This window comes from Vibrio metschnikovii CIP 69.14, from assembly GCF_000176155.1.
Lineage (GTDB): Bacteria > Pseudomonadota > Gammaproteobacteria > Enterobacterales > Vibrionaceae > Vibrio > Vibrio metschnikovii.
This window is the reverse complement of sequence record NZ_ACZO01000005.1, coordinates 83,144-101,159: the sequence shown is the minus strand read 5'-3', so window position 1 is coordinate 101,159 and position 18,016 is coordinate 83,144. Positions and strand designations below refer to the sequence as shown.

Below are 18,016 nucleotides of genomic sequence, written 5' to 3'. Positions count from 1 at the left end.
CTACGCGCTTTTATCTGTTATATTCTTTGCCAGTCGTTCTTTTTTTATCAATTAAATTGGAGATATTCCTATGCGTCGTCCTGTTGTGATGGGTAACTGGAAACTTAACGGTAGCAAAACTATGGTGACTGAGCTACTGAATGGCCTGAATGCTGAGCTAGAAGGTGTAAACGGTGTCGACGTTGCTGTCGCTCCACCAGCGCTATACCTCGATCTTGCTGAGCGTTTAATCAAACAAGGTGGCAACAAAATCATTCTTGGTGCACAAAATACCGACCTGAATAACAGTGGTGCTTTTACCGGTGATATGTCTCCAGCGATGTTAAAAGACTTCGGCGCAACCCACATCATCATTGGTCACTCTGAGCGTCGTCAATACCATCATGAATCTGACGAATTTGTCGCTAAGAAATTTGCATTCTTAAAAGAGAACGGTCTAACACCAGTGTTCTGTATCGGTGAATCAGAAGCACAAAATGAAGCGGGCGAAACCGAAGCGGTTTGTGCGCGCCAAATTGATGCCGTGATCAATGCTTACGGCGTAGAAGCACTAAACGATGCGATCATCGCTTATGAGCCCATCTGGGCAATCGGTACTGGTAAAGCAGCAACAGCGGATGACGCACAGCGTATCCATGCTTCTATTCGTGCTCACATCGCCGCGAAAAGCCCTGCCGTTGCCGAGCAAGTGATCATTCAATACGGTGGCTCAGTGAAAGCAGAAAATGCAGAAGCTTACTTCTCACAACCAGACATTGATGGCGCTTTAGTTGGCGGTGCTGCACTGGATGCGAAGAGCTTTGCTGCAATCGCGAAAGCAGCCGCTAAAATGAAAAATGCTTAATCATTATCAATAGGTTAGCTAAAGGCCAGCCATGCTGGCCTTATTTTTATCGCCAAGTTCATCGCTAGTACCTGATCCTGATATAGAGTATCCTAGCCCATCTTGCACTTTCTATTCGCTGATTCACCATGCACGATAAACACGGCCTGTTGTCCGCACCGATCCCCCAAGTACTGCGCCAAATGACACTGCCGATGACGGTAGGGATGATCGCTATCTTACTGTTTAACTTAGTGGATACGTTTTTTATTTCGTTGCTCGGCACCCAAGCGCTAGCCGCCATCAGCTACACCTTTCCGGTCACCTTCGCCGTCAACTGCATCACCATGGGTATTGGCGTTGGACTCTCTACCTGTATTGGCCGCTTATTAGGTCAAGGAGAAACCAAGCAAGCGGCGCGCCTGACTAGCCATGGTTTGTTATTGGCCGTGGTCCTGGTACTGTGCGCCTCCTTCATTGGTGTTCTTACTATCGACCCACTATTTCGTTTACTCGGCGCACAAGCTGAACTCCTCCCCCTGATTAACCAGTATATGCAAATTTGGTATCTGACCATTCCTCTACTGGTGATCCCCATGGCAGGCAATAGCGCGATTCGTGCCACAGGAGATACCAAGACCCCAGCTAAAATCATGTTACTGGCAGGGATCATCAACGGCGTACTCGATCCACTACTGATTTTTGGTTATGGTCCGTTTCCAGAATTAGGCATACAAGGAGCAGCGATTGCCAGCGCCTGCTCTTGGCTCGGTGCGCTAATCGGCTCACTGTATATTTTGGCTCGACGTGACAAACTGCTTGCTCGAGCTAATTTGAAAATGCTTAATAGTGACTGGCGACAAATTTTAACCATTGGCACCCCGGCTGCACTATCGAGTGCGATGAATCCATTATGTGGTGCCGTGTTAATGATCATGCTTTCCCAACATGGCACCGCAGCCGTCGCGGCTTATGGTGCCGCGCAGCGTATTGAATCGATTTTAATCTTGGTATTAATGTCGCTCACTTCTGCCTTAACGCCATTCATGGCACAAAACTTAGGGGCCGATAATCCACAGCGCAGCTTTGAAGGGTTATTTGTTGGCCTACGTTTTGCCGTGGTTTTTCAGTTCTTGATTTTTATCATGATGGTGCCACTGAGCATTCCTCTGGCGGCGTTGTTTTCACAAGAGCAAAGCGTGCGTGACTTACTGTGGTACTACTTACTGATTGTCCCTATCAGTTATGGCTTTCAAGGTATCGTGATGATGTTGGTTTCGGCGTTGAACGCCCTTCATCAACCGCTAAAAGCATTTCAATGGAGCGTAATGCGTCTTTTCATCTTTACTTTACCTGCGGCTTGGCTTGGGGCGTATTGGTATGGTGTGATCGGATTATTTATCGGCATCGCTTTAGGCAATATTATGGGCGGTTTGCTTGGCTACCTATATGCGTTACGGCTACGTCAACGAATACTGTCGATGACAAACTAGATATTAAGACAAGTTTTATGGCAACAAAAAACCGAAGCTTTTCGACTTCGGTTCTGCTTAAGATTATCTAATCGCGCGCGAAGATTAGATCTCTTCGGGCTCGTCGTCTTCAACGTCTAAATCGACGTTTAACGGCTCAGGTGATAAAATCACCCCTGTGTTATCGGCGTAGAGATAATCTTCAGGTAGGAAGGTCACCCCACCAAAGTTCACCGCAACATCAATTTCACCGATACCCAGTGACACTGCGCCAACAGGAATAGAAGCCAGCGCTTGAATACCCACGCTCATCTCTTCCAGTTCATCGACTTCTCGAACGCAGCCATAAACGACAATGCCTTCCCACTCGTTTTCTTCAGCAATCGCAGCGAGCTCGGCATCAATCAATGCGCGACGTAACGAACCACCACCATCGATCAACAGCACACGGCCAACTCCGTCTTGCTCAAGAACTTCGCGAATCAACCCATTATCTTCGAAACATTTAATGGTCGTCACTTGACCAGCAAAGGATGCACGGCCTCCAAAGTTACTGAACATCGGTTCTAGTACATCGACTTGCTCGAGATAGATATCGCACAGCGCAGAGGTGTTGTATTCCATAGCTTTACTCTCTTAACGAACCATTATCCCACGAGTATATAGTGTCAGTAAGTCAATGCAATGACAGAACGCAAATTAACGTAGGATTGTTTGAGCGATGACGACCGAAATAAACAATACATTGGTAACTAAAGCGCATTTGACTGCATTGGGTAACAAAGGCGCCATCTGTACCGGTTGCGAAGTTCGATACACGGCTCGCCCATGATTAATCAATACCATCAGGCTGAACAAAAAAGGAGCACTAAGCCAAGCTGAGCGGTCTTGAATCAATAAGTAGCTGGCAAAGGCGCATAGGGCTCCGGCTAATAACAACAGATGATACACCTTGGCACGCTGCTGCCCTAAACGTACCACTACCGTACGTTTACCACATAAGGCATCGTTTTCAATATCTCGCATATTATTAATATTGAGCACCGATACCGCTAATAACCCACAACCAACAGAGGGCAATAACAACCGCCATTCGATCTGCCCCGTATGTAAAAAATAACTGCCGGAGACACCGAGTAAACCAAAAAAGATGAAAACGGATACATCCCCTAAACCGACGTAGCCATAAGGTTTATTACCAACGGTGTAAGCAATCGCGGCTAAAATGGCTAATACACCCAGAGCTAAAAAGGCAGCGATACTTTGGGCACTGTCTAACGCATAAAAAACCAAGGCTAATCCAGAGACGATCGTTAATAGCACGTTGATGATCATCGCCTGCTTCATATCGGCTAATGAAACCGCGCCAGATTGAATCGCCCGCATCGGTCCAAGACGCTGTTCGTTATCCGTTCCTTTTAGCGCATCACCGTAGTCATTGGCTAAATTGGAGAGAATTTGCAATAAGGTTGCGGTCAGTAACGCTAAACCGGTAACAGGCCAAGACCACGAACCGACAGAAAACGCCAGTACACTACCCGTAAGAATAGAGACCAAAGCGAGAGGAAGAGTTTTCGGCCGCGCCGCATCAACCCAAATACATAAAGAGTTATTCATAATAAATAGCAATGACAAAACCGTGCGCTGAGTATACGCGCAAACGAGAGCGATAAAAAAGCCCACCAGTGCGGTGGGCTAGTAATTTATAAGATAAAGCGGCTAAGATCCTCGTCTTCCACCAATTCACTAAGGCGGTCATGCACGTAGTCACCATCAATCACCATTTGACTACCCGGACGCTCTGTCGCTTCATAAGAGATCTCATCCATCAAACGCTCCATCACCGTATGCAAACGTCGTGCACCAATATTTTCTGTGCTTTCATTGACTTGCCACGCGGCTTCGGCAATTTGTTTAATGCCATCTTCAGTAAAGCTGATATCGACCTGTTCAGTCTTCATCAATGCGATATATTGCTCAGTTAAAGACGCTTTCGGTTCGGTAAGAATACGTTTGAAATCATGACTCGATAACGCTTCTAACTCAACACGAATCGGTAAACGACCTTGCAGCTCTGGAATTAAATCCGAAGGTTTAGCCACTTGGAAGGCACCCGAAGCGATAAACAGAATATGATCGGTTCTTACCATACCGTGCTTAGTTGAAACGGTACTTCCTTCAATCAGTGGTAATAAATCACGCTGTACCCCTTCACGAGACACATCAGGGCCAGAGCTTTCACCGCGCTTACAAATTTTATCAATTTCATCGATAAACACGATGCCGTTGTTCTCAACGTTGTAAATAGCTTGCTCTTTTAACTCTTCTTGGTTAACCAGTTTCGCTGCTTCTTCTTCAACCAAGGCTTTTAACGCCTCTTTGATTTTCAGTTTACGCTTTTTCTTGGTATCACCTGCGAGATTTTGAAACAACCCTTGCAGTTGATTGGTCATCTCTTCCATACCTGGAGGAGCCATAATTTCAACGCCCATTTGTGGTACGGCAACGTTAATTTCAATCTCTTTGTCGTCTAACTGGCCTTCACGAAGTTTTTTACGAAACACTTGGCGAGTGGTCGATGACTGCTCGGTTTTTTCTGACTCTCCCCACGCATCGCGCGCAGGAGGCAAAAGGGCGTCAAGTACCCTTTCTTCGGCCAATTCTTCAGCGCGAAACTTAACCTTTTCCATCGCCTGTTGATGGGTTAATTTAACCGCAACATCGGTCAAATCACGGATAATACTTTCGACTTCTTTACCGACATAACCCACTTCGGTAAATTTCGTCGCTTCTACTTTGATAAACGGTGCATTGGCTAGCTTAGCTAAGCGGCGAGCAATTTCTGTTTTACCCACCCCTGTTGGGCCGATCATCAGAATGTTTTTCGGTGTCACTTCGACCCGTAAACTTTCTTCAAGTTGCATACGGCGCCAGCGGTTACGTAATGCAATCGCTACAGCACGTTTGGCTTTCTCTTGACCGATAATATGGCGGTTTAGTTCGTGAACAATTTCACGAGGCGTCATTTCAGACATCATCAATTCCTTACATTCAGTACAGAGTTCACACCAGATTATGCGTTCTTTTCAGGCAATAATGCGGCTGGTATTTCTAGTTCTTCAATGGTGTGATGGTGGTTGGTAAATACACAAATATTGCCAGCAATATTTAACGCTTTTTCAGCAATTTCACGCGCGTCTAATTGAGTGTTTTCCAACAACGCGAGTGCTGCGGCTTGAGCATAATTACCACCAGAACCAATCGCAATCAGATCGTGTTCTGGCTGCACCACATCGCCATTACCAGTAATGATCAACGATGTGGTTTCATCAGCAACCGCTAAAATCGCTTCCAAACGACGCAAAGCACGATCACTACGCCAATCTTTCGCAAGCTCAACCGCTGCTTTGGTCAAATGACCTTGGTGCATTTGCAACTTACTTTCAAAACGCTCGAATAGCGTGAAGGCATCTGCGGTACCACCAGCGAATCCGGCCAGAACTTTATTGTTGTATAAACGACGAACCTTGCGCGCATTACCCTTCATTACGGTATTGCCAAGCGAGACTTGGCCGTCTCCGGCAATCACAACTTTATTATCACGACGTACAGATACAATGGTAGTCACGTGAGGACCTCTTTATTATTTCACTAGGGTGTTTAAGGTATATGAGGATGCGGAAAAACGATTTCAAGGTAAGGAGAAACGGAATGCAGAAAAAAGGCCAACGCGGCCGTTTTCTCTCCTCTTACGAAGAAGAGCGAGAGAAAGTGACTCGTTAGCCATCTTGAAAGGTTGAATCGCCTAAATTCTGTTTATTGTGATTCTTTCCATATCGCACAAGGCTCAATTTTAGCGCGTTGTAAACGGTGGCGATCTCGCTCAGCATCTCGTTTTAATGGATATGGTCCTAACACCACTCGAAACCAACTGCTATTTTCAGTTTTGCGGATGTTGCTCTTCAGCCCTTGAAAAGCAATCTCGACCTTACGCGCTTCCGCTTGTTGCAAGGTTTTAAATGCCCCACACTGCATGATGTACGGGATCTCCGACAGTTGCTGCTCTTTAGCGGTGACTTCAATTTCACGCTGAGGCAGACTCTGCACATAGTCCCACTTTTCCGTCGGTGGTGGCGGGATCACTCGCGCAGGTGGCGTCGCAGGTTTAACCGGAGAAACGGTTTTGACTGGTGGTGCAGGCGGCTCAGGTTTCTGGTTGAGCCAATACAATCCATAAACAAACCCACTGAGGAGGATTAACGCGATCAATCCACTGCGCCAAGGTTTTCGGCGCGTTGTTGTTTTTGCGGTCGGCTTCTTTGGACTACGACCCCTTCTTACATAATCTTTATTAGCCACGATTCAATTCAAACGCTGACAATTGTAGCTCCATGGTAAAGGAGTTTGCCGTCGGATAACAGCGTCAATATGTAAGCAACGCTGGTTATCTTCTGCAAACCCGCTCAGTCAGGGCAATATTTACCTTGGCGGCGCGGCGCTGGATCTCACTACCAGATGAGTTTCTAACAACCGTGATCCGGCCTGAACATCTCGACCTCGCAGTAATTCAAGCATCATCAACATCGTTTGTCGGCCAATTTCATAGCGTGGCTGGCAAATCGTCGTTAACGGTGGATCGCAATACTGAGCAAACTGAATATCATCAAACCCCACAACGGATAAATCTTGCGGAACTCGTAAACCTAAGCGTTTCGCCTCTTGCATTGCCCCAATCGCCATCGCGTCATTATGACAAAAAATCGCACTTGGTGGCTCAGATAGTGCTAATAACTGTCGTACCGCTTTAGCACCGGATTCAAAAGAGAAGTCACCAACAACGGTATAGGTTGGGTTTTTCACCAATCCAGCTCTACGCAGTGCTTGCTGGTAACCTTGCTGACGAAATTCACACAACACAGCACCTACTGGCCCGCTGATTTGAGCAATTTTTTTATGTCCCATCTGAGTGAGGTAATTCACCGCCTCAAATGCTGAGGTAAGGTTATCAATATGTACCGTCGGCAGTTCTAACTCTGGAGCATATTCACAGGCCATCACCATCGGTGGCAGATTTTTTTGTTCCGCTTTACTGACATCAAACGGCAGATCAGCACCAAGCAATAACATACCGTCGGCTTGCTTGGTGAAGACTAGGTTCACAAACGAGCTTTCACGCTTCTTTTGTTGACCACTGTCACCCAGCAGCACCAAATACCCATGCTCCATCGCCACATCTTCGATACCACGAATGATCTCGGTGTAATAAGGGTCACAAATATCGGGCACGATCACCACAATGGTTTTTGATTCATTACGGCGCAGATTTCGCGCTAAAGAGTTGGGGGAGTAGCCAGCTTCAAGTACCGCTTCTTCCACTCGTTTACGAGTGGTGGTCGATACTTTCTCAGGATTCATCAACGCACGAGATACCGTCGCGGTAGAGACACCTGCCAACTGGGCAACGTCCTTCATTGTCGCCATAAATTTTTAACCCTCTCTATTTTCTCTCAATACCTAAGCCGAATAAACGTTGTCGGTAAAACGACTCCCTTCGTCGTAAAGTCATAACATGGTCGACGAAAACGATTCACTGAACGTATAGTGCCCCTAGTTTATTTCTTTCCATAGAGAAAGTTACGGCTTAAGTAACATTTTTTGCATTACAAATATGACATCGATCACAGCAAGTGATTTTAGTTGCGCAAATAAAACTCACTGCTATTTAGAACCCCTAAAAAACAGCGCTCAGTCAGCCCTACTTTCAATAAGCATCAAGCGAGTGAGGGGAGAGATTTAACTCAAATCTTGCGGCTCAATATCCAAAGACCAACGCACTTTATTGGCTAAAGGCAACAACTGAATAGCCGTTTTTGAACTGGTTAATATCGCCTGCATCGTGCTACGTGAAGGGGTTTGTAGTAACAGTTGCCAACGGTGCTTACCCGCTCGCTTAGCCAATGGTGCTGGCGTTGGCCCAAGTACCACGCAGGCTTGATCAAACAACGGATGAACTTGTAAGGTTTGCCGAACTTGCCTTAAGAAGGTTTCCACCACCGATGATTGATTCGCTTCAGCGCGAAACAGCGTTAAATAGGTGTAGGGCGGAAGTTGAGCGACGTGCCGCTCAGCCAGAGCGGTTCGAGCAAAATGATCGTATCCCTTATGCAGTAGCGCTTGTAATAAGCTGTGCTCAGGATGATGAGTTTGCAAAACCACTTCCCCTGGCTTACTTGCCCTTCCCGCGCGGCCAGCAACTTGAATGAATAACTGTGCCAAGCGCTCTGGGGCACGAAAATCACTGCTGTACAAAGAACCATCCACATCCAACAGCGCGACTAAGGTTACATTGGGAAAATGGTGCCCTTTGGCCAACATTTGCGTACCAATCAAAATTTGATACTGATTATTGTGGATGGCGGTCAGCGCAGCTTCTAAACTGCCTTTACGCCTAGTGCTGTCTCGATCAATACGAATGGTGCGATAATCAGAAAATAACTGAGCAAGCTGCTGCTCAAGTTGCTCAGTCCCAACGCCAACGGTCACTAATTGATGTGAGCCACAACTTTGACAGTGCTGAATCACCGGACGTTGCGAGCCACAATGATGACAACGGACCTCGTTACTGTGTTGATGATAGGTGTAATAAGCATCACAGCGCTGACAATCGGCAATCCAACCACATTCATGGCACATCAAGGCGGGAGAAAAACCACGTCGATTAAGAAACAACAAGACTTGATTGCCTTGCTGTAAATGACGACGCATTTCGGCTATCAACGGCGCAGAGAGTCCGCTCTCTAAATACTCACCTTTAATATCCAGCACTCGATTTTTCGTGGGTACGGCGTGCCCGGCTCGCTCGGTGAGTTGCAAATGATAATATTTTCTGCTCAACGCATTATGCAGCGTTTCTAAAGCCGGAGTTGCCGAGCCGAGGACAATCGCCACTTGCTCAAGATTGGCTCGCATGACCGCAACATCGCGCGCGTGATAACGCAAGCTATCTTGCTGCTTATAAGAAGTATCATGTTCTTCATCAACAATAATAATCCCGAGATCAGCAAAAGGGGTCAATAAAGCTGAACGAGTACCAATAATAATCCCCGCCGCTTTATCCCGTGCTGCTAACCAAGCATTAAGACGCTCCGTGTCATTTAATCCCGAGTGAATCACGACCACGGGCACGGTAAAACGTTGACGAAAACGTTGAATCGTTTGTGGCGTCAAGCCAATTTCTGGCACTAACACTAAGGCTTGTTTGCCTTGTTCCAAAACAGGCTTGATCAAATTTAAGTACACTTCGGTCTTACCTGACCCCGTGACGCCTTGCAACAAGTAGCATCCAAAGCCCGGCTGACTGTTCACCGTCGCAATCGCAATCGCCTGCTCTGGGTTTAATTTCGGTTTATCAACCCGAGCTTCAACATCAGAAGGCCAAGGTACGATCTGCGGAGCTTGCTCAAGCACCTCTATCCATTGCTTATCAAGCAGAGTATTTAGCGTGCTACTTGATACCGCTTCATCCAACATGGTCTGATGAGAAACGGGCCCCGCTTGCAATAACTGCATAACCTTGGCCTGCTTGATGGCACGACCAAAGCCTTGGAGTAGTTGATTGCGCCCTTGCTCAGTCAGTCGCCACTCCTTAGTCACCGCAAATTGCGCCGCTTTGCCTTTACGCAACGCACTTGGCATCGCGTTAGCTAGGGTTTCTCCCAGAGGGTAATGGTAATATTGACTGCACCACTGCAATAACCCATAGAGTGTTTCTGGCCATAACGGCTGTGTATCTAATACCGCATGCAGCGATTTCAATTGATGCAAAGGAAAATCGGATTCAGACACGAGAGCAATGACAATCCCCACTAAGGTTTGGCGACCAAACGGAACCGAAACCCGTCCGCCAACCACAGGACACACACCGTCAGCAATCAAATAATCGAAGGATTTATCAAGAGGAACCGGTAAAGCAACACGAGCAATAGTGGGGCGCATAACCATCCGTTAGCAATAAAAAGGGGCAGAAAACACAGTCTACTGGATGACAACCAGAAATTCGACCAACAAAAGTGGTGAAAATAGCGCCGAAAGCAGTTGATCCCATGGCGTGGATTCATTAATATATCGCGCCTTAAAGATGCTTGGCAAATCGGTTTAGCATCTGCATATTATCATTAACATTACGTGTGGTGTCCGGCATTGATCCGGATAGCGACGCGGCCTACATTTGAGGTTATCCCATGAAAGCTGGTATCCACCCAGAATACAAAGAAGTCAGCGCAACTTGCTCTTGCGGCAATGCTTTCACATTTAAGTCAACGCTTGCTAAAGAAAGCATCTACCTTGACGTATGTGACAAATGCCACCCATTCTACACTGGTAAGCAACGTATCGTTGATACCGGTGGCCGCGTTGACCGCTTCAACAAGCGTTTCGGTGCTCTATCCAGCAAGAAGTAATCCTTACTTCACGCGAAGATTATTAAAAGAGAACGCTCCGGCGTTCTTTTTTTATGTGGTCATGTTATTGCTCTCTGCTTTATCTTATTTGACGCTCATCTGGTCTTATCAGTCTTCATCTTACCGATTTGATGGTTTGTGATCGCAATCCCACCTAGGCAGCTCAATCGACATCCTTTAGAATCATAGTTTCGTTGATAACATTATAAGAGAAGCTCCCCCTATGTCTGATGATCATCGCCAAGACCTCTCGCCACAAGAAGCATTTCGCCAACGCGCTCTTGATTACCATGCACTACCGACTCCAGGTAAAATTGGCATTGCCTTAACCAAGCCGGCCGATTCAGCCAGTGACCTTGCGCTTGCCTATAGCCCAGGCGTGGCAGAACCGGTACGTGAAATCGCCCAACAACCTGATAACGTGTACAAGTACACCGCCAAAGGCAATACGGTTGCCGTCATTTCGAATGGCACCGCAATTCTTGGTTTAGGTAATCTTGGTCCGATGGCATCAAAGCCGGTAATGGAAGGTAAAGCGCTACTCTTTAAACGCTTTGCTGGTCTTGATTCGATCGACATCGAAGTCAAACATCGCACTATCGATGAGTTTGTCGATACCGTTGCCAACATCGCCGACACCTTTGGCGGGATCAATTTAGAAGATATTAAAGCGCCAGATTGCTTTGAAATTGAACGCCGCCTCATCGAGCGCTGTGATATCCCTGTCTTCCATGATGATCAACACGGCACCGCGATTGTGACGGCCGCTGGAATGCTCAACGCGATTGAACTGCAAGGCAAACAACTCAATGAATGTATTATTGTTTGTCTGGGTGCGGGCGCCGCAGCGGTCGCTTGTATGGAACTGTTGATTAAATGCGGGGCGATGCGTGAAAAAATTTACATGCTGGATCGCCAAGGCGTCATTCATACCCGTCGTGATGACTTAAACGAATACAAACAATTGTTTGCCAACAATACTGATAAGCGCACTTTGGAAGATGTGATTGCCGGTGCCGATTTATTCCTTGGGGTTTCTGGCCCGAATTTATTACCACCAGAAGCCCTAGCATTAATGGCCGATAAACCCGTTGTTTTTGCTTGCTCCAACCCCGATCCAGAAATCAAACCTGAGTTAGCTCATCAGGTGAGAAACGATTTAATCCTCGGTACTGGGCGCAGCGATTACCCCAACCAAGTGAATAATGTGCTGTGTTTCCCATTTATTTTCCGTGGTGCATTGGACGTTCGCGCCAGCGAAATCAATGATGCAATGAAACTTGCCGCCGTCGATGCGATTCGTCAATTAGCCAAAGAACCGATTCCAAGTGAGGTACTCAAAGCCGCTGGGGTTGAAAAACTTAGCTATGGTACTGATTATATTATTCCAAAACCAATGGACCCGCGCTTACTACCACGTGTCGCCAAAGCGGTTGCTCAAGCCGCCGTCGAGTCAGGTGTTGCGCGTATCGACATGCCAGAAAATTATATGGCAGAAAATAGTCGTTAATGGTGACCTTATCGCGACCCTTGATCTAAAAAAACCTAGCATAGCTAGGTTTTTTTATGGGCATCATTCAGTCATCGTACGCTTCAAACTCAATACCCATTGCGGTCATCAAGGCTTTCGCTTCACTTGGAATATCATCTGGCCTGTCTTTACGTAAATCCTCATCGGTCGGTAAAGGTTGACCGGTATACGCATGCAGAAAAGCTTCACACAATAATTCACTGTTGGTAGCGTGACGTAAATTGTTGATTTGTCGGCGAGTTCTTTCATCAGTAAGCACTTTGAGTACCTTCAACGGAATGGATACCGTGATTTTTTTTACCTGCTCACTCTTTTTACCATGCTCCGCGTAGGGGCTAATATAATCGCCATTCCAGTCTGCCATTGCGCACCTTCGTTGTGTGAATTTGAGTCTACTAATCAAAGTCCCTAATTTTAGCGGGATTTACCGCCATAAGCAAAGACATATAGACATCTAGATGTGTTGACGTCTTCTTTTTTGATCAGTAAAGTGTGACTCTATTGACGATGAGATCCCCTCTGCCGTTAGCCCATTTATTGTAGATTCAGAAAGGAAGCCACTATGACCACTCGCCAACCCGCCACCATTGCGGTTCGCACAGGAATAGAATCGGACAGCCAATATCATGCGGTGGTACCACCGATCTATCTATCGACTAACTTTGGCTTTCCTGCCTTCGGTGAAGTGCCTACCTATGATTACACCCGCTCTGGTAACCCAAACCGTAGCTTACTTGAACAAACCCTAGCGGATCTCGAAGGGGGGCAAGCGGCGATTGTCACCAACTGTGGAACCTCGGCTATCAATCTGTGGATTTCGACCTTTTTGTCTCCTCAAGAGTGGATTGTCGCTCCTCATGACTGTTATGGCGGTACCTATCGACTGCTCAACTCACGAGCGAAAAAAGGTGATTTCAAAGTCTTGTTTATTGATCAATCGGATCCGACTGCGGTGAGTGAGGCGTTAACGCTCAAGCCCAAACTGCTGCTGATCGAAACCCCTTCTAACCCTTTAGTACGAGTGGTCGATATTCAGCAGCTCTGCCAACAAGCCAAAGCAGCTAATACATTGGTTGCTGTAGACAATACGTTTTTAACTCCTATTTATCAGCAACCTATCGCCTTAGGGGCGGATTTTGTCATTCACTCCACCACCAAGTATCTCAATGGGCATTCTGATGTGATTGGTGGCGTCATCATCAGCCGAATAGCCGAGCATGGCGAACTATTAGCGTGGTGGGGAAATTGCCTTGGTTCAACCGGCACACCGTTTGATAGTTATATGACTTTGCGCGGCTTACGAACTTTATCGGCCCGGATGCGCGTTCACGAAGAGAGTGCACAACAAGTACTCGCTTACCTACAAACTCAACCACTGGTTGGGCAAATTTATCACCCTAGCTTAGTCAGCCATCCCGGCCATGAGATTGCGAAACAACAGCAAAGTGGCTTTGGTGCCATGCTCAGTTTTGAATTTGCAGGCACCTTTGAACAACTCAAATACTTTGTCGGTGCATTAGGTCTGTTTTCGCTAGCGGAATCGTTAGGTGGCGTCGAAAGCTTAATTTGCCACCCAGCCTCAATGACTCATCGAGCCATGGGGGAGATTGCCCTTGCCGAAGCTGGCGTCGGCCAACAACTGCTGCGCCTCTCTGTCGGATTGGAAGCGGCTTGCGATCTGATTGCTGACCTTGAACAAGCCTTTCATCAAGCACAGGAAAAAAATTAATGAAGCAGCAGTTACATAAATTTGGCGGTAGTAGCCTAGCCGATGGTGATTGCTACCGAAATGTGGTCGATATTTTACAGCAGTATTCGCAGCAGCACGATCTGGTGGTGGTCTCTGCCGCTGGCAAAACCACCAATCAATTGATTGATTTTGTCGGTCACCTTGAAAAAGATAGTCTAACGGCACATCAACAACTGCAAGCTATCCGTCAGTATCAAACTCAACTGATTGAGGAATTACTGAACGGCGATATCGCCGACCATCTTATGAGTCAACTCAATCAGGAGTGCTCTCAACTGGCCGCACTCACCCCGCCACTGAACTATGCCCAACAATCCGCGGTGCTGGCGCATGGTGAAGTATGGTCAGCGCGCTTATTGGCAGCACTACTCAATCAGCAACAATTACCCGCTATTGCGCAAGATGCACGTGCTTTCTTACGTGCCGAAACTGGGCCACAACCTGAGGTTGATCGCACTCGTTCCGCGCCTTTACTCAAAGAGATTCTTGCTCAGCACCCGCAGCAGCGCGTCATCATTACTGGCTTCATTGCACAAAATAGCGCAATGGAAACCGTTCTGCTTGGGCGTAATGGCTCCGATTATTCTGCAACCATGATTGGCGCTTTAGCGGACGTTGAACGAGTCACCATTTGGAGTGATGTCGCGGGTGTATATAGTGCGGATCCAAGAGTGGTGGATGACGCTTGTTTATTGCCACTGCTGCGCTTAGATGAAGCCAATGAACTGGCTCGATTGGCAGCTCCCGTGCTGCATAGCCGCACTTTACAGCCGGTCGTACACAGCACGATGGAACTGCATTTACGCTCTAGTCATCAGCCAGAATCGGGCTCGACACGCATTGAGCGTATTCTCGCTTCTGGGCGAGGAGCAAAAATCATCACCTCTTTGGAGGATGTACTGCTGATTGAATTGACGTTAGCCGCCGGACAAGATTTCCAACGCCTACAACACACGGTATTAGCACACCTCAAACGGGCCCAACTTGAGCCATTGGCATTTGAAGTACAAGCCGATCAGCATCAACTTCGTCTTGCCTACACCCGAGAGATGGCCAGTGATGTATTCAGTTATTTACAGGATTCGGCACTCGCCACAGAGAGTAAACTCAAAGAAGGTTATTCACTATTAGCCGCCGTAGGTGCAGGCGTCACTCGTAACGCGCAGCATAATCACGGTTTTTACCAGCAACTGAAAACCTGCCCAGTTGAGTTTATCTGCACAGCGGAATCCGAGCTCAGCTTAGTAGCAGTGTTAAGACAAAATACGTTAACCGAAAGGGTCATTGACTTACATAAGCAGCTGTTTCAAGCCCAAAAACGCGTGGCCTTAGCGCTCTGTGGTAAAGGTAACATTGGTAGCAGTTGGTTAAAGCTGTTTACAGAGCAGCAAACCGAATTAGAAAAACGCTACGGCATGCAATTTTCATTAGTCGCGATTATCGATAGCCAAACCTTTTGGTTTGATGAGGCTGGCATCAATCCAAGCCAAGTTGCGGCTCGATATCAAGATGAAGCACAACCCAATGATGGTCAGCGCTGGCTGCAACAGCTCGGTGAACTGCGTAACTATGATGAGGCCATTGTCTTAGACGTGACGGCCAGCGAACATCTAGCGCAGCAATATTTAGCCATGGCGCAGCATGGTTTGCATTTGATCAGTGCCAATAAAGTCGCAGGATCGGCAGAGGGTGAGTACTATCATCAAGTCAAACACGCTTTCAGTAAAATTGGCCGTCATTGGCTATACAATGCTACGGTTGGAGCGGGCCTACCCATCAATCATACTGTGCGTGATCTGCGTGAAAGTGGCGATGATATCACCGCTTTATCTGGGATTTTCTCGGGTACACTGTCGTGGCTATTTCAACAATACGACGGCTCGATTCCATTTAGCGAACTGGTTGAATTAGCTTGGCAACAAGGACTGACGGAACCGGATCCACGCCATGATCTCGATGGTTCCGATGTGATGCGTAAACTGGTTATTCTGGCAAGGGAATCTGGTCTGAACATTGAACCTCAACACGTCAAGGTCGAGTCTTTGGTGCCAGAGGCACTGCGTCACTTATCTTTGGATGATTTTCTTGAGCAAAGCCACTTGCTCAATCAAAGTCTTGCTGAGCGCTTAGCTCGCGCCCAAAAAGAACATAAGGTGATCCGTTATGTCGCTCGCTTAGAGAAAAATGGCCAAGCCTCGGTTGGCGTAGAGGCCGTAGAACTCGACCACCCACTGGCTAACTTGCGCCCTTGCGATAATATTTTTGCCATTGAAAGCAAATGGTACCGAGATAACCCTCTGGTCATTCGCGGTCCAGGTGCTGGACGTGAAGTTACCGCTGGCGCCATTCAATCGGATCTGAACCGACTCGCCAGCCTGTTATGAGCGAGCATTAACACACCTTACCTCTGCTTGCCTGCTCCTCATTCAACACGTCTCTCCTTTACAACAGGGAGAGACGCTTCGGCCTCGCTCAATTTCTCTTCAGTTAAATCTGTGAATTTTACTCAGCATCAACATGAAAAACCTTCATACTAGTAATGTTGACATTAAAATCGATTCATTACATTCTGTAGACATATGGACGTCTATACGTAAAGAATGTTGTGTTTGCGTTGTGGTCGTTAGCACAGGGAGAGAAAAATGGGATACACGCACGCCAGTCATATCGACGCTTTAAATCAAAGCATCGCTGAAGTTTCAGATATCAATGTCTCGTTTGAGTTTTTTCCACCGAGTACCCCTCAAATGGAAGAAACCTTGTGGAGCTCGGTGCATCGCTTAAAAGAACTCAAACCCAAATTTGTTTCCGTGACCTACGGAGCAAACTCTGGTGAGCGTGATAGAACCCACTCGATCATCAAAGCCATCAAAGATCAAACCGGATTGATCGCGGCACCGCATCTGACCTGTATTGATGCCAGCCGCGAAGCGTTAATCACTATCGCCGATGACTACTGGCACAACGGCATTGAAAGTATTGTCGCCCTACGTGGGGATATTCCACCGGGTGGTGGCAAGCCGGAGATGTACGCCGCTGACTTAGTTGCTCTACTCAAATCTCGCCACGATTTTGATATTTCCGTGGCCGCGTTTCCCGAAGTGCATCCAGAAGCGAAAAGTGCCCAAGCCGATCTGCTCAATTTAAAACGTAAAGTCGAAGCGGGAGCCAACCGAGCCATCACTCAGTTCTTTTTTGATATTGAGAGCTATCTACGCTTTCGAGATCGCTGCGTTGCCGCCGGAATCGATGCCGAAATCATTCCCGGTATTTTACCCGTTTCAAACTTTAAACAAGCCGCACGCTTTGCCGCGCAAAACCACGTTAAAGTGCCGCAGTGGATGGCTAAACAGTTTGCAGGATTAGATGATGATCCCGTCACTCGACAATTAGTTGGGGCGAGTCAGGCTATTGATATGATTAGAGTCCTGAGCCGTGAGGGGGTAAAAGATTTTCACTTCTACACTTTGAACCGCGCCGAAATGACCTACGCGCTTTGTCATACCCTTGGTGTACGCCCGATTGCAGTGACTTAATAACCAACGTATATAACAATAACGCCGAACAAAGTTCGGCGTTATTAGCAATCAGCGTAGGTAGAGATTACTCAACCTCTTCCATCTTACCTAGCAGGCTACGAATACGCGTTTGCCATGCTGTATGCTCTTGCTCCATTTCTTGCGCTTTTTGCTCAAGCTCTGCACGGCTGGCTTTTAATTCATCCGCTTCTTGCATGAGCTGTTGTTTTTCTTCTTTCAGCTCTTCCACTTCCATTTGCAGTAAGGCGATGGTATCAACCGCAGTTTGAATTTTTGCTTCGAGTTGTTCTAGTACTTCAAAAGACATGTGACTTACCCTTGTTTATTCCGTGATGTGAATTCAATTCACTCTATTTAACCATTCTACTCAGCCATGCGCAGAGAAACACTTACTATATTCGATCTTGTTCGCTATTCGGTCAAAAAAACAACGCAATTGACG

16 protein-coding genes are annotated in these 18,016 nt (G+C 47.0%); 7 read left to right on the top strand and 9 right to left on the bottom strand.

Annotated features, from left to right (window positions below):
- Positions 1–70: 70 nt before the first annotated feature.
- Together tpiA and VIB_RS02630 are read left to right on the top strand one after the other, a co-directional pair.
- Positions 71–844 carry a triose-phosphate isomerase gene (tpiA, locus tag VIB_RS02635; RefSeq protein ID WP_004394450.1) on the top strand — a complete coding sequence of 258 codons (774 nt, stop codon included), beginning with the start codon at positions 71–73 and terminating at the stop codon, positions 842–844.
- Positions 845–972: 128 nt separating this feature from the next.
- Positions 973–2,316, top strand: coding sequence for an MATE family efflux transporter (locus VIB_RS02630; RefSeq protein WP_004394449.1), 1,344 nt, complete (start codon positions 973–975; stop codon positions 2,314–2,316).
- An 84-nt stretch (positions 2,317–2,400) separates the two neighbouring features.
- Here the strand turns inward: VIB_RS02630 and rraA are convergent, their stop codons facing one another.
- The 7 genes from rraA to priA form a co-directional block, all read right to left on the bottom strand.
- Positions 2,401–2,919: a ribonuclease E activity regulator RraA gene (rraA, locus tag VIB_RS02625; RefSeq protein ID WP_004394448.1), complete on the bottom strand. Its 519-nt coding sequence runs from the start codon at positions 2,917–2,919 to the stop codon at positions 2,401–2,403.
- Positions 2,920–2,994: 75 nt separating this feature from the next.
- The gene (locus VIB_RS02620; RefSeq protein WP_040903922.1) at positions 2,995–3,912 is read right to left on the bottom strand and encodes a 1,4-dihydroxy-2-naphthoate polyprenyltransferase; all 918 of its coding nucleotides are present in this window, start codon (positions 3,910–3,912) and stop codon (positions 2,995–2,997) included.
- 86 nt (positions 3,913–3,998) lie between these two features.
- Positions 3,999–5,330: an HslU--HslV peptidase ATPase subunit gene (gene hslU, locus VIB_RS02615; RefSeq protein ID WP_004394446.1), complete on the bottom strand. Its 1,332-nt coding sequence runs from the start codon at positions 5,328–5,330 to the stop codon at positions 3,999–4,001.
- 38 nt (positions 5,331–5,368) lie between these two features.
- Positions 5,369–5,923, bottom strand: a complete 555-nt coding sequence (hslV, locus tag VIB_RS02610; RefSeq protein WP_004394445.1) for an ATP-dependent protease subunit HslV — start codon at positions 5,921–5,923, stop codon at positions 5,369–5,371.
- Positions 5,924–6,111: 188 nt separating this feature from the next.
- Positions 6,112–6,654 carry an SPOR domain-containing protein gene (locus VIB_RS02605; protein WP_040903920.1) on the bottom strand — a complete coding sequence of 181 codons (543 nt, stop codon included), beginning with the start codon at positions 6,652–6,654 and terminating at the stop codon, positions 6,112–6,114.
- A 120-nt stretch (positions 6,655–6,774) separates the two neighbouring features.
- On the bottom strand, positions 6,775–7,776 hold the full coding sequence (gene cytR / locus VIB_RS02600) for a DNA-binding transcriptional regulator CytR (protein ID WP_004394443.1): 1,002 nt from the start codon (positions 7,774–7,776) through the stop codon (positions 6,775–6,777).
- A gap of 312 nt (positions 7,777–8,088) precedes the next feature.
- Positions 8,089–10,290 carry a primosomal protein N' gene (priA, locus tag VIB_RS02595; protein WP_004394442.1) on the bottom strand — a complete coding sequence of 734 codons (2,202 nt, stop codon included), beginning with the start codon at positions 10,288–10,290 and terminating at the stop codon, positions 8,089–8,091.
- Between the two features lie 245 nt (positions 10,291–10,535).
- Here priA and rpmE point away from each other — a divergent pair, with 245 nt between their 5' ends.
- Complete coding sequence (gene rpmE, locus VIB_RS17225; RefSeq protein ID WP_004394441.1) at positions 10,536–10,754, top strand: 50S ribosomal protein L31; 219 nt, start codon at positions 10,536–10,538, stop codon at positions 10,752–10,754.
- A gap of 223 nt (positions 10,755–10,977) precedes the next feature.
- A complete protein-coding gene (locus VIB_RS02590; protein WP_004394440.1) occupies positions 10,978–12,264 on the top strand; it encodes a malic enzyme-like NAD(P)-binding protein in 1,287 nt (428 codons plus the stop codon).
- Between the two features lie 67 nt (positions 12,265–12,331).
- On the opposite strand, the gene metJ is transcribed toward VIB_RS02590, so the two are convergent.
- Positions 12,332–12,649 carry a met regulon transcriptional regulator MetJ gene (gene metJ / locus VIB_RS02585; protein ID WP_040903918.1) on the bottom strand — a complete coding sequence of 106 codons (318 nt, stop codon included), beginning with the start codon at positions 12,647–12,649 and terminating at the stop codon, positions 12,332–12,334.
- 198 nt (positions 12,650–12,847) lie between these two features.
- Between metJ and VIB_RS02580 the strand changes: the two genes are divergently transcribed.
- The 3 genes from VIB_RS02580 to metF all read left to right on the top strand — a co-directional run bounded on the left by VIB_RS02580 (position 12,848) and on the right by metF (position 17,571).
- Complete coding sequence (locus VIB_RS02580) at positions 12,848–14,014, top strand: O-succinylhomoserine (thiol)-lyase (RefSeq protein WP_004394436.1); 1,167 nt, start codon at positions 12,848–12,850, stop codon at positions 14,012–14,014.
- Positions 14,014–16,419 (top strand): bifunctional aspartate kinase/homoserine dehydrogenase II, encoded by a 2,406-nt coding sequence (locus tag VIB_RS02575; RefSeq protein WP_004394434.1) that lies wholly within the window; start codon positions 14,014–14,016, stop codon positions 16,417–16,419. The genes VIB_RS02580 and VIB_RS02575 overlap by 1 nt, the downstream gene beginning before the upstream one ends.
- Positions 16,420–16,677: 258 nt before the next feature.
- Positions 16,678–17,571, top strand: a complete 894-nt coding sequence (gene metF, locus VIB_RS02570) for a methylenetetrahydrofolate reductase (RefSeq protein ID WP_004394433.1) — start codon at positions 16,678–16,680, stop codon at positions 17,569–17,571.
- Positions 17,572–17,638: 67 nt separating this feature from the next.
- Here the strand turns inward: metF and zapB are convergent, their stop codons facing one another.
- Positions 17,639–17,881 (bottom strand): cell division protein ZapB, encoded by a 243-nt coding sequence (gene zapB / locus VIB_RS02565; RefSeq protein ID WP_004394432.1) that lies wholly within the window; start codon positions 17,879–17,881, stop codon positions 17,639–17,641.
- Between the last annotated feature and the right edge of the window lie 135 nt (positions 17,882–18,016).